The organism is Acinetobacter bouvetii DSM 14964 = CIP 107468 (assembly GCF_000368865.1).
GTDB classification, from domain to species: domain Bacteria; phylum Pseudomonadota; class Gammaproteobacteria; order Pseudomonadales; family Moraxellaceae; genus Acinetobacter; species Acinetobacter bouvetii.
This window is the reverse complement of record NZ_KB849727.1, coordinates 321,744-334,792: the sequence shown is the minus strand read 5'-3', so window position 1 is coordinate 334,792 and position 13,049 is coordinate 321,744. Positions and strand designations below refer to the sequence as shown.

Here is a 13,049-nt window from a genome sequence, read left to right as displayed (position 1 = left end):
CAGCTATCAAGCTTACAAAATTATATATTACAAAAGCTTATTGACTTGGAGGGATTCTCGTTGGGAGTGTGAGTATGCATAAGACACTGTATCAGGCATTGCAGGTGGCTTTTCCGGAACTAAAAGACGCCCCATTGCCCGAAGAACAGGATAATTTTGAGAGTTTGAGGCTTTGGCTGAATCAGCATTATTCAAACCTGCAGCAGCTGCAGATGATAGATTACCGTCAAAACGGCATTGCTGAATGCCACCGCTTGCAGCAGCTGCATATAGATCTGGATGAATTAAGCAATCAGATTGATGCTGAAATGCGTGCTTTTTTTGAAATGTATGAAGAAAGTGATCAGGAAATTGATCCGGAACCAGCGCATGCTTATGATTTTGAGTTCACCTATAGTGTTGTATTTAATAATATAAAAATGTTTATTGAACCTTATGATTTAGCGCTGCTGGTCATCGAGCAGGAAAATCCGTATTGGATGCTGGTGCCGAATAATGAGGAGCTGATTGACCGGATCATCACAACATTTAATGAAGCCTTTGGCAATGAAGAGCCTATGGTTTTAATTGAATAGGCATGTGGCCAATCGTCTGATGCTGCCGTTTTAAATCCGGTTCTGTTTTAAGTGCTGTCATATTTTGTTCAAATCAATTTGCTAGATTGTTTAAACGCGCTGTGCAAATGAGAGCCAAGTCGCAGGCTGTTGGGTGTTTTAAGCAATAACGGCAGAAAAATTAGAAGATGAATGATAAAAAAATATATCAATGGCTGCAGGCATGGTATCCAGAGCTGCAAACCCGAAAAATCCCAAAGGCTAAAAACCGCAGCAGTTTTGAGCAGTTTAGCCTATGGCTGCTGTCAGAAAAGAAAGCGCAGCATGAACGCTCATTTATAATGAGCTTTGACCCGCTGAATTTTACCGAAGCGGATCTTGCAAAAAGTGCTGTACTGCAGGATTTGCAGGTCAATATTGCGCAAATGCATCAAGACATAGCTAAGCAACTTCAGCCGATTTATGCGCACTATGAAAAATCTAAGCAGCTTTTGGGCAAATATTACAATGTGCAGGAACAGCTTGCAGAAATCATTTTGAACGCGCTATGTCAAGAATTAAGCCAGTATAACTATGAACTGCTGTTGATCTGTTCGGAACAATATTACTGGCTGGCGGTACATCAGGATGCGGAAAAAATTCACAAATTCTGTAAAAAATTTGAAAAGCAATTCAAAGGTGAAGAACTGAAAATTGAAATCTATTCATTGCCGGATTGTTTGCAGTCGATATAGTAGAGTTTGAGTGCCCTATAACTTTAATGTAAATAGCCTAAGCAAATCGTTTTAATTTCATTTGTGAATCTTAAATAAATCATGTTTCCGTATTTTCTTGTTTTAAATCCTCTGGGTCATTCAATATCCGGTAAATTATCATGGCAATCATTGTCATAATAAGCAAACCGGCTATCCCTTTAGGCTGATAGGGCTGCTGATCAGCATAATTACTCATAAAAATGAGCAGCTGCGTCAAGCAGATAATAAAGAACATATAAGCTGCGGTTGCTTTATATGCATGTTTTGGCGCGAGTTTAAGCATACTGTAGGGAATACGCGCTACGAGTATGCATAGTAATATCAATAAGGGAAAGGCGGCTGTAAATTCCTGTACAAAGTGTTGAAGAATGTTGATTAGTACGCTGACGCATAATAACTGCAGAAAAGGAAAGAGAAAAAATCTTTCCCAAGATCGGATATGCAATTTAAAAATCATTTTTGTGCTTACTGAGTTTTTTTATCTTTTTGAATATACAAAAAATAGCCTGTATATATACAGGCTATTTTAGGTTTTTTACGCAGATTTTAAAATTTCAACGGATCATTTGAGGAAGCGCTGATAACCCAAGTTGTTGGTAATTTCCGCATATGGATAGGTAATGCTTTCCAATGTTTCAATTAAACCGTCCGGGTTTTGCTTGGCATCGGTTGCTTCCATGCCTACTAATACACGGCCTTCAGCAGCGCCGTGATTGCGGTAATGGAATAGTGTGATGTTGTGTGTAGGGCCTAGACGCTCTAAGAAGGTCAGCAAAGCGCCTGGGCGCTCAGGGAATTCCACGCGGAACAAGCGTTCATTTTCGATATCTGCATGACCGCCAATCAGGTAGCGGATATGCAGTTTAGCAACTTCGTCATCAGATAAATCGTCTACGTCGTATTGGAACTTTAATGTTTCAAAAATGTCCTGACGTTCTTTATCACCGCCTTTCAGGCTGATGCCGACAAAGACTTGGGCTGCGCTTGAATTGCTGGCGCGGTAGTTGAATTCAGTAATGTTGCGGCCTTGCAATGCACGGCAGAATTTTAAGAATGAGCCTTTTTCTTCTGGAATGGTCACAGCAAAAATGGCTTCTTTACGCTCACCCAATTCTGTGCGTTCCGCAATATAGCGCAGGCGGTCAAAGTTCATGTTTGCGCCGCACACAATCGACACCATGTTTTTATTTTCTATGCCATGCGCTTCTACGTACTTTTTAATGCCAGCTAAAGCCATTGCGCCTGACGGTTCGACAATGCTGCGGCATTCATCATAGGTATCCTTAATGGCGGTGCAGATTTCATCGGTATTGACGAGGACAACTTCACGCTCCACAATCGGGCCTGAATTATCTGATTTTTGCAGCTGAATGACTTCAAAAGGTTTTTCACCGATTTGTGCTACCGCTGTGCCATCTGCAAATAAGCCGACAGATGGAAGAATGACACGCTCGCCAGCTTCAAATGCAGCTTTTAAGCAGGCAGATTCATCATATTCCACAGGAATGACTTTGACATGCGGAGCAACATCACCTAAATAAGCTGCAACACCGCCAATTAAGCCGCCGCCGCCGACAGCAACAAAGACATATTCAACATCACGCCATTGACGCAAAATTTCATTGGCGATGGTGCCTTGGCCAGCCATGACCAGTTCATCATCATAAGGCGGAATGAAGGTCATGCCTTCATCTTGAGCGCATTGAATGGCATATTTATTGGCAACATCAAATGAATCGCCATGCAGAACCACTTCACCGCCTAAGCGTTTAACTGCTTGCACTTTAATATCCGGTGTGGTTTTAGGCATAACAATAATGGCGCGAATACCCAGCTTTTTACCGGATAGGGCTACGCCTTGCGCATGGTTGCCTGCAGAAGCGGTAATAACGCCGCGTTCCAGCTGAGATTTTGGCAATTGGCTGATGCGGTTGTAGGCACCGCGCAGTTTAAAAGAAAAGACAGGCTGTAAATCTTCGCGTTTGAAGCGAATGTTATTCTTGAGCTTTTCACTAATTCGTGGCGCTGCTTCGAGTGGAGTTTCGATTGCAACGTCATACACCGTTGCCTGTAATATTTGTCGAACCAAACGAGACAGCATGTTAATTTTCCATCTAACAGTTTAAAATAAGCGTTCATTGTAACAAACCCCCGTACATTTGGGCTGTAAAATCAGCATCAAATGTCAAAAAATAGTTGAGCCAAGTTATGAGTCTGTATGCGACCCAAGATGAAAAGAAACAAGCAGTTGCGAAAGCTGCTTTAAAACACTTGCCGAAAGGCGGTATTTTGGGTGTTGGTACAGGAAGTACAGTAAACTTCCTCATTGAATTATTGCCAGAATTGCAATTGGAAGCGGCTGTAGCCAGTTCTGAAGCAACTGCACAGCGCCTGAAGAAATTAGGCATTGAAGTGGTTGATATGAACAGCGTTGGCGGTTTAGACGCTTATGTCGATGGCGCAGATGAGATTGACCGCCATATGCACATGATTAAAGGCGGCGGCGCTGCGTTAACACGTGAAAAAATTGTCGCGTCTGTTGCAAAGAAATTTGTGTGTATTGTTGATGATTCTAAATGGGTAGAGCAGTTAGGTCATGATTTCCCATTGCCTGTAGAAGTGATTCCAATGGCGCGTTCTGCTGTAGCGCGTAAAATTGTTGCGCTTGGCGGTGACCCGGTTTACCGTGAAGGCGTTGTTACAGATAACGGCAATGTGATTTTAGATGTACACAATTTCAATATTTTAAATGCATTGGAACTTGAGAAAACCCTGAACAACATTCCAGGTGTGGTGTGTAACGGTATTTTCGCCATTAACAAAGCAGATATTGCGATTGTTGCCACTGACAATGGTATTGAAGAGCGTACTGCGGTTTAAAGAATCCTCCCTGACCCTCCTTTAAAAAAGGAGGGGAAAAAGCACCTCTTTTTCTAAGAGGTGTTTGGGGGGCGATTAAGAAAAAAGAAAAAATGACCCCAAACCTACCAGAAATCCAAATCACCCGAAAATTGCGTGCAACTCGTTTAAGGCTGCGTGTAGAGCCTGCGCAAATTAAATTAACTGTGCCGCAGTTTTGTACACAGCGCCAAGTTCAAGAGTTTTTAAAACAATCAGAACAATGGATGATTGATACGTGGCAGAAGCAACAGGAAAAAGCAGGGCAGATTGATAAAAGCTTACCTAATGAGTTAAAACTTTTTAATTTAGAACAGCCTTTAAAGGTTATTTATAAAACGCAAAAAAACTCATTTATCTTGGATGAGCAGAATCATCAACTTTATATCAGTGATCGACAACCTGAACAGTATTTAAAAAGTTTTGTCATTGCTTATGCTAAAAAGTATTTACCGATTTATTTAAAGCAAGTGAGTGGTGAAACTGGTCTAAGATTTAATCAATGCGCAGTTCGTCAGCCCAAAACCCGCTGGGGCAGTTGTTCTGCCAAACACGACATTATGCTGAATAGTGGGTTGGTACTTTTTCCATTGGAAATTGCACGATATGTGGCTGTACATGAGTTGGCACATACCAAGCATTTTGATCATAGTCTGAATTTTTGGGTGGAGGTGGAAAAGCATGATGTGAATTTTCAGCTGCATCGGAAAACGTTGAAGAACAGTCCAATGCCGTGGTGGTGGACTAATGTCTGAGGTCAATTCTTTATTGAAAAAAATTAATGCAAAATGCGGTAGCTTTTGATTAAGGCAAAAATTATTAAAATAAGTATTAAAAAGAAGAAATATTCAACCGTAAATGCTTCTGCAAGATATAGTTTGTAATGAAGGATAATAAAAATAAGTAAGATTACGCCGATGATATAAAGCATAGTAGTTTTTAAGTGTGCGTATTTGGTTTAATGAACTAAATTATACTTAAAAAGATTGTGGACCCAATGGCTAGATTATTTTTAAAAATTGAAATGATATTCTCTGATAATTACTTTGGTTCATATTTTACCGATGATAGAAGTGCCGAATTGTGCGAAATATTGGTGTTCAACGAATATAAAAATATTAAGAGCGAATACTGAATGATTTTTCAAACACAAGGAAAACTAAATAAAAAGATTAAACTAAGCAAAACAGTTCAGAAAACCGCAACTTCCTGTCATACTACGCAGTCATCAAATGGATACTTTGAATTGAGGTAATGAGCGTGATTTCAGTTGGTATTGTCGGCGGTACGGGTTATACAGGCGTTGAATTGCTGCGTATTTTGCTGCGTCATCCAAATGCGGAAGTAAAGGTTTTAACTTCACGTACTGAAAACGGGCGCCGTGTCGATGACATGTTCCCAAGCCTGCGCGGTCATACTGACCTTCAATATTCAGACCTCAATCTTGATGAACTGAAAAAATGCGATGTGGTGTTCTTTGCAACTCCGCATGGCGTAGCGATGAAACATGCAGCAGAATTAGTTGCCGCAAATACAAAAGTGATTGACCTGGCCGCTGACTTCCGCCTGCAAGACTTAGCACAGTTTGAAAAATGGTATGGTCTGGATCACGCTTGCCCAGATTTATTAAAAGATTCGGTTTACGGTTTGTCTGAATTAAACCGTGACAAAATCAAACAAGCTAACGTGATTGGCAACCCTGGCTGCTATCCGACAACCGTACAGCTGGGTTTGGCACCCGTGTTAAAAGCTGACGCATTAGTGAAACCTGATAGTATTATTATTGATGCAAAGTCAGGTGTTTCAGGTGCAGGCCGTAAAGCCAGCCTTGGCATGATCTATTCAGAAAATGCAGATAACTTTAAAGCCTATGGTGTAGCGGGCCATCGCCATCATCCTGAAATTGTCGAAGCGCTGGAAAATATCTCAGGCCAAAAAGGCGTCTTTAATGAGATCTTGTTTGTGCCGCATTTGGTGCCAATGATCCGCGGCATGCTCAGCACGATTTATATCGACTTAACGGATGCAGGTGCAGAAGCTGATTTGCAGGCGCTTTATGAGCAGTTCTATGCCAATGAACAGTTTGTTGATGTGATGCCAGCAGGCAGTTCGCCTGAAACCCGCTCAGTGCGCGGAGCAAACCAATTGCGTATTGCACTGTATAAGCCGCAGCCGAAGAAACTGGTGATTCTTGCAGCTCAAGATAACTTAGTCAAAGGCGCAGCAGGACAGGCTGTGCAAAATATGAACTTGATGTTTGGCTTTGCTGAAGAAGCAGGCCTGCAAGGCATCGGTTTATTACCATAAGAAACGTTTAAATGCTTCACACACATTTAGATTTCGATTTAAATGTGTGTTTTGAATAAATCAAAATAAGAGATGATGATGCAAAATTCAGACTCACATACTGCGCCACAGCACAATGCCAGCGATAAAAAACCGTTTATGCAAACCAATTTGCCTTTGGCGGTTGGCGCGGCTGTTTTAATTTTGAGCAGCGGTTTGCTGGGTTACACGGTCGGGCATCGCCAAGGCCTGACAGTTGTGGGTTATGATGCTGATGCTGAGCAGCTGGTTGAAGTGGTGCAAAAGCAAAAATCTGAGCTTGCTGTATTGAATAAAAGTTTAAATACCGCAATTCAGGAACGTGATGTGGCGGTCAGCAACTCGAATGATCTGTATTTAGAAATGAATAAGGCCCGGGATGCGCAGGCCCAAGCAGAAAATATCGGAGTGCTGTACCGTGAAGTACTGCGCCAGCGCGGCGGCATTGCTTTAGCTGTGCAGCATGTAGCGATTAAACCGCTGCCAGATAATGCATTTGAATATCAGCTGGATTTAATGCAAGTGAGCCCTGGAAAAAGCAATGCTTCGGGCAGTGCTGAAATCCGCTTGATTCAAGGAACTGAAGTTTTAACCGTGCCGATGGAAGATAAAAACTTCAACTTTGAAAACAATGAGCGCCTAACAGGCCGCTGGACAATGCCGAAAGGCTTTACGCCAAACTTTATCGAAATTCGTTTAAACAGTGCAGGCAAACAGGTTGTCCGCCGTTTCAGCTGGTCTAAAGGGCCAGCAGTAGAGAATCAATCTTCGTTTCTCTCAGAAATTCCTCAAACTGAAGCAAATTCAAACTGAAGTGTGAATCAAGAATCGTATGCGAAGCAATAAGCGCCAAATTAGTTTATCTGACATGAAAGACTCATTCTATCAAACTGGAATAGTGGACTGGCACATCAGCCCGCGCTTGGGCAATGAAACGCATGAAGATGGGGATGCCGACACCACAGTCATGACCGCGCGTCCAGAATTAAAACGTCCGCCGATGTACGCTGTTGTTTTAATGAACGATGATTACACCCCAATGGACTTTGTTATTGAAATTTTACAACAATACTTTGCTTTGAATCTTGACCAAGCCACTCAAGTAATGCTAACTGTACATTATGAAGGAAAAGGTGTTGCAGGGGTTTATCCGCGGGACATTGCGGAGACGAAAGCAAATCAAGTCAATAATTACGCTCGGTCACAAGGTCATCCTTTGCTTTGTCAGATAGAGCCCAAAGATTAAGGGGGTTGCATGCTCAGTCGTCAATTAGAAGTATCATTACGTTTGGCTGTCAGCATGGCTCGTCAAAAGAGACATGAGTTTTTGACGGTAGAACATTTATTATTGGCTTTACTGGATAATGACTCTGCTGTGAATGCATTGAAAGCATGCGGCGCAGACATTATCCTGCTTCGAAAAGAACTTGAAGAATACGTAGAACAGCATACTCCTAAACTTGGTGAAAACAGCGATCAAGCACCGCACCCTACAGAAAGCTTTGACCGCATATTGCAGCGCGCAATTTTTCATGTGCAGTCCAGCGGCAGTGACCGGACTGTAGAAGGTGCGGATATTTTGGTTGCAATGTATTCAGAACGTGATTCTTTTGCAGTGTACCTGCTGAAGCGCCACCAAATTAACCGACTGACTTTAACCCAATACCTTTCTCATGGCACACGCAAAGACGAAGCGCCGCAGGAAGAGGAAATTGAAGAGCTGGATGGTGAAACCGCATCTTCGGCCAATGCTGGCCCGCTTGAGCTGTATACCACCAATTTAAATGCGGAAGCTCAAAAGGGTAAAACTGACCCGTTGATTGGTCGTGAAAAAGAGATTGAACGCGCTGCGCAAATTCTTTGCCGCCGCCGTAAAAATAATCCGCTGCTGGTGGGTGATCCGGGTGTAGGCAAAACCTCAATTGCTGAAGGGTTAGCATGGCTAATTGTGAACGGCAAAGCGCCGAAACCTCTAGAAAATGCAGAAGTCTACAGCTTGGATATTGGCGCATTGGTGGCGGGTACAAAATATCGGGGCGATTTTGAAAAACGCTTAAAACAATTGCTGAATGCTTTGAAGAAAAAGCCGGAAGCAATACTGTTTATTGATGAAATTCATATGATTATTGGTGCCGGCTCAAGCATGGGCAGCACCATGGATGCCTCGAATCTGATCAAACCGGCTTTGGCAAATGGAACGTTGCGCTGCATTGGCTCGACGACATTTCAAGAATATCGTCAAGTCTTTGAAAAAGATCATGCTTTATCACGCCGATTCCAAAAAATTGATGTGAATGAGCCTTCTATTTCAGAAACGATTGATATTCTGCGCGGTTTGAAAACCAAATTTGAAGATTTTCATCACGTGAAATATGATGATTTAGCCTTGGTTTCAGCAGTTGAGCTGTCTGCAAAATTTATTAATGACCGCTTCTTGCCTGATAAGGCCATCGACGTGATTGATGAGGCGGGTGCGCAGCGCCGATTAAAAGCAGAACAGGACGATACGCTGATTACGGTAGAAAATATTGAGGATATCGTCTCGAAAATTGCCCGTATTCCGCCAAAGACTGTGTCTAAAGATGATAAGACTGTTCTGGAAAATCTGGAACGCGATTTGAAGCGTGTTGTGTTTGGCCAAGATGAAGCAATTGAAGCGCTGGCTTCTGCGATTAAGCTTTCACGTGCAGGCTTGAAATCTCCTGACAAACCGGTCGGCAGTTTTGTTTTTGCCGGCCCAACAGGTGTCGGTAAAACAGAAGTCACTAAGCAATTAGCGAAATTGCTGGGTGTGGAACTTGTGCGTTTTGATATGTCTGAATATATGGAGCGTCATGCTGTATCACGCTTAATCGGTGCGCCTCCAGGCTATGTTGGTTTTGATCAAGGCGGTTTGCTGACAGATGCGATTCATAAAAATCCGCACTGCGTATTGCTGCTGGATGAAATTGAAAAAGCGCATCCGGATGTCTTTAATTTACTGCTGCAGATTATGGATCATGGTTCATTGACTGATAATAATGGCCGAAAATCTGATTTCCGCAATGTGGTTTTAGTTCTGACCACCAATATTGGCGCAGAAAGCATTTCCCGTGTCAGCATTGGCTTTAAAGAACAAGACAACAGTAAAGACAATCAGGATGCAATGAAAAAAGCATTCTCTCCTGAATTCCGCAACCGTCTAGACAGCGTGATTCAGTTTAAAGCCTTGCCAACAACGGTCATTGAAAATGTCGTGGATAAGTTCTTAACAGAGCTCCAAGCGCAATTAGATGATAAAAAAGTCATTCTGGAAGTGGATCAATCTGCGCGTGAATGGATGGCCGAGAACGGTTACGACCGTTTGATGGGCGCGCGTCCAATGCAGCGTTTAATTCAAGAGCACTTGAAAAAACCGCTTGCAGAAATGATCTTGTTCGGTGAGTTGGCGGAGCATGGCGGCAATGTTGCCGTTTCTGTGAAAAAAGAGAACGGCAAAGCAGTGGGCTTAAAACTCGAAGTGTTTGAAGATCAAACTGCTGAGCCTGCCTAAAATAACGGCTTTTTGAAAATAACCCGTGGCGAACACGGGTTATTTTTTTGCATTCACATCTTATGAGTTCTGGCTGAAATGCCGTTGGGTCGCTAAGTACTGGTTATGGATATTCAAATTTCGAAAGTCATCACAACCTTCCTGTTGTTCGCTGTTACAGCTGTGATGGAAATTCTGGGCTGCTATTTTCCCTATTTAATTCTGAATCAAGGGCGAAGCCAGTGGCTGTGGCTGCCGACAGTATTGGCGCTGGCAGTATTTGTCTGGCTGTTGACATTGCATCCTGCCGCATCGGGGCGGATTTATGCAGCCTATGGCGGAATTTATATTTTTTCCGCATTAATGTGGCTGCGCTTTGTGGATCAAATCAGCTTGACTCGATGGGACTTGGTTGGCGGCGCAGTAGTATTGATTGGCGCTGCGGTGATTATTTTACAGCCGCAGGGCTTGATCCGGTAATATTAAAGTAAACTGGTCAGTCTTGAGCTAAAAGGTATAAAGCCTCAGTTGCTGAAGTAACCGAGGCTTTATTTTGGGCATGGATAGCATTTTTTAAAAGTTGCATTCACTATTTTTGATGGAATATCGATATACATGCTTCTCAGAAGAAAGCGTCATGTTGGCCGAATAGGGATTTTTACGCTGAAATTCATGTTCAAACAGCAAATGGCAATTTTGCAGAGTATTCTTTTTCAGCATGTTTTGAATGTCTTTAATGCCTATGCTTTTTTCAAATTGTGTAAAATCTGATGTTGTAATAATGCCTTCTACCTGCATTTGATTTGCGCTGATCTGATATTTTTCCATCAGCATATTTTGGTCAATTTGAAAGGGAAGTGTGCGTGAATCTTCATCACTGATTGCATCTAAAATTTCATTTAATGCAGCGGCATTTTGAATCATGTAACGGCTGTCTAAAATCTGTTTGTTTACTAAATATTGATCAAGTTCGGTTGGCGTTGCCATAACAGCGGCAGGTATTAAAACCAGAGCACTCAAGCCAGGCAATAAAGTTTTTAAACCCATTTTTAAATCACTTATAAAAGTTATGGTTTTATTAAAGCATGCAAAAACAAAAAAAGCACCCGAAGGTGCTTCATTTATGTGAGTAAAAACTTAGTCTTTTTTAAGATTTTCGTTAATCAGGAATTCAACTAGCGCTTTTTGCGCATGCAGGCGGTTTTCCGCTTCATCCCAAACCACAGCATTTTTATGGTCAAGCATGTTTTCAGAAATTTCTTCGCCGCGGTGAGCAGGCAGGCAGTGCATAAATAAGCAATTTGAATGCGCCAAATCCATTAAGCGTTCATTGACTTGATACTCTGCAAAAGCTTTTTCACGGATTTTCTGCTCTTCTTCTTGGCCCATGCTTGCCCATACGTCAGTGACGATCAAATCTGCATTGACCGCAGCATCTTCAGCTGAGTTGACGAGTTCTACGCAATGCGCAAATTCAGAGAGGAACTGTTCTTTAGGCTCATAGCCTTTAGGCGAAGCGATTTTTAATTTAAAGCCCCACATATGAGCAGCTTCAATATATGAGTTGCACATATTGTTGCCGTCACCAATCCAAGCCACTGTTTTTCCTTCGATTGAGCCGCGGTGTTCAACAAAAGTCTGAATGTCTGCCAATAATTGGCAAGGGTGGTGGTCATCAGTCAAAGCATTGATCACAGGAACCGTAGAATATGATGCAAAGCGCTCAACAATATCGTGGCCAAAAGTACGGATCATCACAATATCAAGCATGCTTGAAATCACGCGTGCAGAATCCTCAATCGGTTCGCCGCGGCCCAGCTGAGTGTCGCGTGATGATAGAAAGATCGCGCTGCCGCCAAACTGGCTCATGCCTGCTTCAAACGATACACGGGTACGGGTGCTTGATTTTTCAAAAATCATGCCCATTACTTTACCAACGAAAGGCTGGAATACTTCATTGTTGTGCTGTTTGCGCTTCAGTTCTATTCCGCGCTGCACAATTTGGTTAAGTTCTAAAGTCGATAAATCGCGTAAAGTAAGAAAGTGACGCAGAGCCATGATTACTCCACAATAATTGCTGAATCAAAAATAAACAACAATTAGTTGTTGGTTGGTTAAAAGAAAAGGAGAATCGAATACTCTATACCAAATATATGCAAAATTGCAAAAAAACTAAGGCTTTTGATGACCGTCGAGGAATCGATCTACGCAATACTCGATGTGATTGATCGCTTCTTGCTCATTTATGACCAGGTCAACACCTAAAATAATGCGCCATTCATAGTCGCGAAGAATTCCAAAGTACAGCATTGCTGAATTGTTGGGGTGCGGACAGTTTAAATCACCGTCTTCATGTGCTTTAGCCAGAGCTTTTGCAATTGTCATTTGGATCATTTTTGCACCATTTTCATGAATATATAGTGCAAGAGTTGAATCCTTTTGAGTTTGATTCAGGACAAGGCGAATGAAGGCAATGTTTTTTGGCTGAATAATATGTTTTAAAAAATTGCTTAAAATTCGAATTAAATAGCTGCGCAATTCTTCAGGTTCAGACATGCATGCCAAACTGATGTCTTTATAAAATTGTTCACGCCGATAATCACAAATGGCCTTAAATAAGCCTTCTTTGTTGCCAAAATATTTGTAGATAGAGGCTTTGGAGCCGCCGCCGGCATGGTTGACGATGTCATCTAAAGATACTGCTTCATAACCATTTTTTACGAATAGCTCATTTGCACTTAATAAGAGTGCAAAACAACGTTCATGACCACGTTTGGTTTGCGGTAAATCACGTGCGATAGGTTCGAGTTGAGCTAAATCGTGCATATGGGGAATAATGTTATCTGCCTGCAAAAACTGCTTCAATTATAGCAAAGCTTTGAATAAGTTTCTGTAATTACAGGTGTACGCCAGATGATTATGCTGTAACGAAATAATATTATATATTTCATAAATATTTGACTAAAGTTTTAGAGTAATAATTCTAATGGGTCATAGCGGGCGAAA

The 13,049-nt window shown here is 42.0% G+C and carries 13 protein-coding genes; 9 read left to right on the top strand and 4 right to left on the bottom strand.

What is annotated here, in order from left to right; translation table 11 throughout:
• Positions 1–74: 74 nt before the first annotated feature.
• Together F941_RS08600 and F941_RS08595 are read left to right on the top strand one after the other, a co-directional pair.
• Positions 75–575: a hypothetical protein gene (locus F941_RS08600; RefSeq protein ID WP_005010188.1), complete on the top strand. Its 501-nt coding sequence runs from the start codon at positions 75–77 to the stop codon at positions 573–575.
• Positions 576–742: 167 nt separating this feature from the next.
• Positions 743–1,288 (top strand): hypothetical protein, encoded by a 546-nt coding sequence (locus F941_RS08595; protein WP_005010185.1) that lies wholly within the window; start codon positions 743–745, stop codon positions 1,286–1,288.
• A 583-nt stretch (positions 1,289–1,871) separates the two neighbouring features.
• Here F941_RS08595 and ilvA read toward each other — a convergent pair.
• Entirely contained in the window at positions 1,872–3,410 is a 1,539-nt protein-coding gene (gene ilvA / locus F941_RS08585) for a threonine ammonia-lyase, biosynthetic (RefSeq protein WP_005010180.1), read from the bottom strand.
• A gap of 107 nt (positions 3,411–3,517) precedes the next feature.
• Between ilvA and rpiA the strand changes: the two genes are divergently transcribed.
• From rpiA to F941_RS08550, 7 genes are all read left to right on the top strand, one after another.
• On the top strand, positions 3,518–4,189 hold the full coding sequence (gene rpiA, locus F941_RS08580) for a ribose-5-phosphate isomerase RpiA (protein WP_005010178.1): 672 nt from the start codon (positions 3,518–3,520) through the stop codon (positions 4,187–4,189).
• A gap of 92 nt (positions 4,190–4,281) precedes the next feature.
• Positions 4,282–4,962, top strand: a complete 681-nt coding sequence (locus tag F941_RS08575) for a YgjP family zinc-dependent metalloprotease (RefSeq protein WP_005010174.1) — start codon at positions 4,282–4,284, stop codon at positions 4,960–4,962.
• A gap of 499 nt (positions 4,963–5,461) precedes the next feature.
• Positions 5,462–6,514 (top strand): N-acetyl-gamma-glutamyl-phosphate reductase, encoded by a 1,053-nt coding sequence (argC, locus tag F941_RS08570; RefSeq protein WP_018572637.1) that lies wholly within the window; start codon positions 5,462–5,464, stop codon positions 6,512–6,514.
• A gap of 78 nt (positions 6,515–6,592) precedes the next feature.
• Positions 6,593–7,345: a DUF6776 family protein gene (locus tag F941_RS08565; RefSeq protein ID WP_005010169.1), complete on the top strand. Its 753-nt coding sequence runs from the start codon at positions 6,593–6,595 to the stop codon at positions 7,343–7,345.
• A 19-nt stretch (positions 7,346–7,364) separates the two neighbouring features.
• A complete protein-coding gene (clpS, locus tag F941_RS08560; RefSeq protein ID WP_005010166.1) occupies positions 7,365–7,778 on the top strand; it encodes an ATP-dependent Clp protease adapter ClpS in 414 nt (137 codons plus the stop codon).
• 9 nt (positions 7,779–7,787) lie between these two features.
• On the top strand, positions 7,788–10,064 hold the full coding sequence (gene clpA, locus F941_RS08555) for an ATP-dependent Clp protease ATP-binding subunit ClpA (protein ID WP_005010164.1): 2,277 nt from the start codon (positions 7,788–7,790) through the stop codon (positions 10,062–10,064).
• A 105-nt stretch (positions 10,065–10,169) separates the two neighbouring features.
• Positions 10,170–10,523 (top strand): YnfA family protein, encoded by a 354-nt coding sequence (locus tag F941_RS08550; RefSeq protein ID WP_005010162.1) that lies wholly within the window; start codon positions 10,170–10,172, stop codon positions 10,521–10,523.
• Positions 10,524–10,616: 93 nt separating this feature from the next.
• Here the strand turns inward: F941_RS08550 and F941_RS08545 are convergent, their stop codons facing one another.
• From F941_RS08545 to F941_RS08535, 3 genes are all read right to left on the bottom strand, one after another.
• Positions 10,617–11,090, bottom strand: a complete 474-nt coding sequence (locus F941_RS08545; RefSeq protein ID WP_005010161.1) for a hypothetical protein — start codon at positions 11,088–11,090, stop codon at positions 10,617–10,619.
• A 90-nt stretch (positions 11,091–11,180) separates the two neighbouring features.
• Entirely contained in the window at positions 11,181–12,101 is a 921-nt protein-coding gene (gene argF, locus F941_RS08540) for an ornithine carbamoyltransferase (protein WP_005010159.1), read from the bottom strand.
• A 114-nt stretch (positions 12,102–12,215) separates the two neighbouring features.
• Positions 12,216–12,869, bottom strand: coding sequence for a TetR/AcrR family transcriptional regulator (locus F941_RS08535; protein ID WP_005010156.1), 654 nt, complete (start codon positions 12,867–12,869; stop codon positions 12,216–12,218).
• Between the last annotated feature and the right edge of the window lie 180 nt (positions 12,870–13,049).

Coding starts and splice junctions, on each gene's coding strand:
- clpS (WP_005010166.1), top strand. CDS start 7,365: ATGCGAAGCAATAAGCGCCAAATTAGTTTATCTGACATGAAAGACTCA.
- argF (WP_005010159.1), bottom strand. CDS start 12,101: ATGGCTCTGCGTCACTTTCTTACTTTACGCGATTTATCGACTTTAGAA.
- F941_RS08600 (WP_005010188.1), top strand. CDS start 75: ATGCATAAGACACTGTATCAGGCATTGCAGGTGGCTTTTCCGGAACTA.
- F941_RS08575 (WP_005010174.1), top strand. CDS start 4,282: ATGACCCCAAACCTACCAGAAATCCAAATCACCCGAAAATTGCGTGCA.
- F941_RS08535 (WP_005010156.1), bottom strand. CDS start 12,869: ATGCACGATTTAGCTCAACTCGAACCTATCGCACGTGATTTACCGCAA.
- rpiA (WP_005010178.1), top strand. CDS start 3,518: ATGAGTCTGTATGCGACCCAAGATGAAAAGAAACAAGCAGTTGCGAAA.
- F941_RS08550 (WP_005010162.1), top strand. CDS start 10,170: ATGGATATTCAAATTTCGAAAGTCATCACAACCTTCCTGTTGTTCGCT.
- argC (WP_018572637.1), top strand. CDS start 5,462: ATGAGCGTGATTTCAGTTGGTATTGTCGGCGGTACGGGTTATACAGGC.
- clpA (WP_005010164.1), top strand. CDS start 7,788: ATGCTCAGTCGTCAATTAGAAGTATCATTACGTTTGGCTGTCAGCATG.
- F941_RS08595 (WP_005010185.1), top strand. CDS start 743: ATGAATGATAAAAAAATATATCAATGGCTGCAGGCATGGTATCCAGAG.
- ilvA (WP_005010180.1), bottom strand. CDS start 3,410: ATGCTGTCTCGTTTGGTTCGACAAATATTACAGGCAACGGTGTATGAC.
- F941_RS08565 (WP_005010169.1), top strand. CDS start 6,593: ATGCAAAATTCAGACTCACATACTGCGCCACAGCACAATGCCAGCGAT.
- F941_RS08545 (WP_005010161.1), bottom strand. CDS start 11,090: ATGGGTTTAAAAACTTTATTGCCTGGCTTGAGTGCTCTGGTTTTAATA.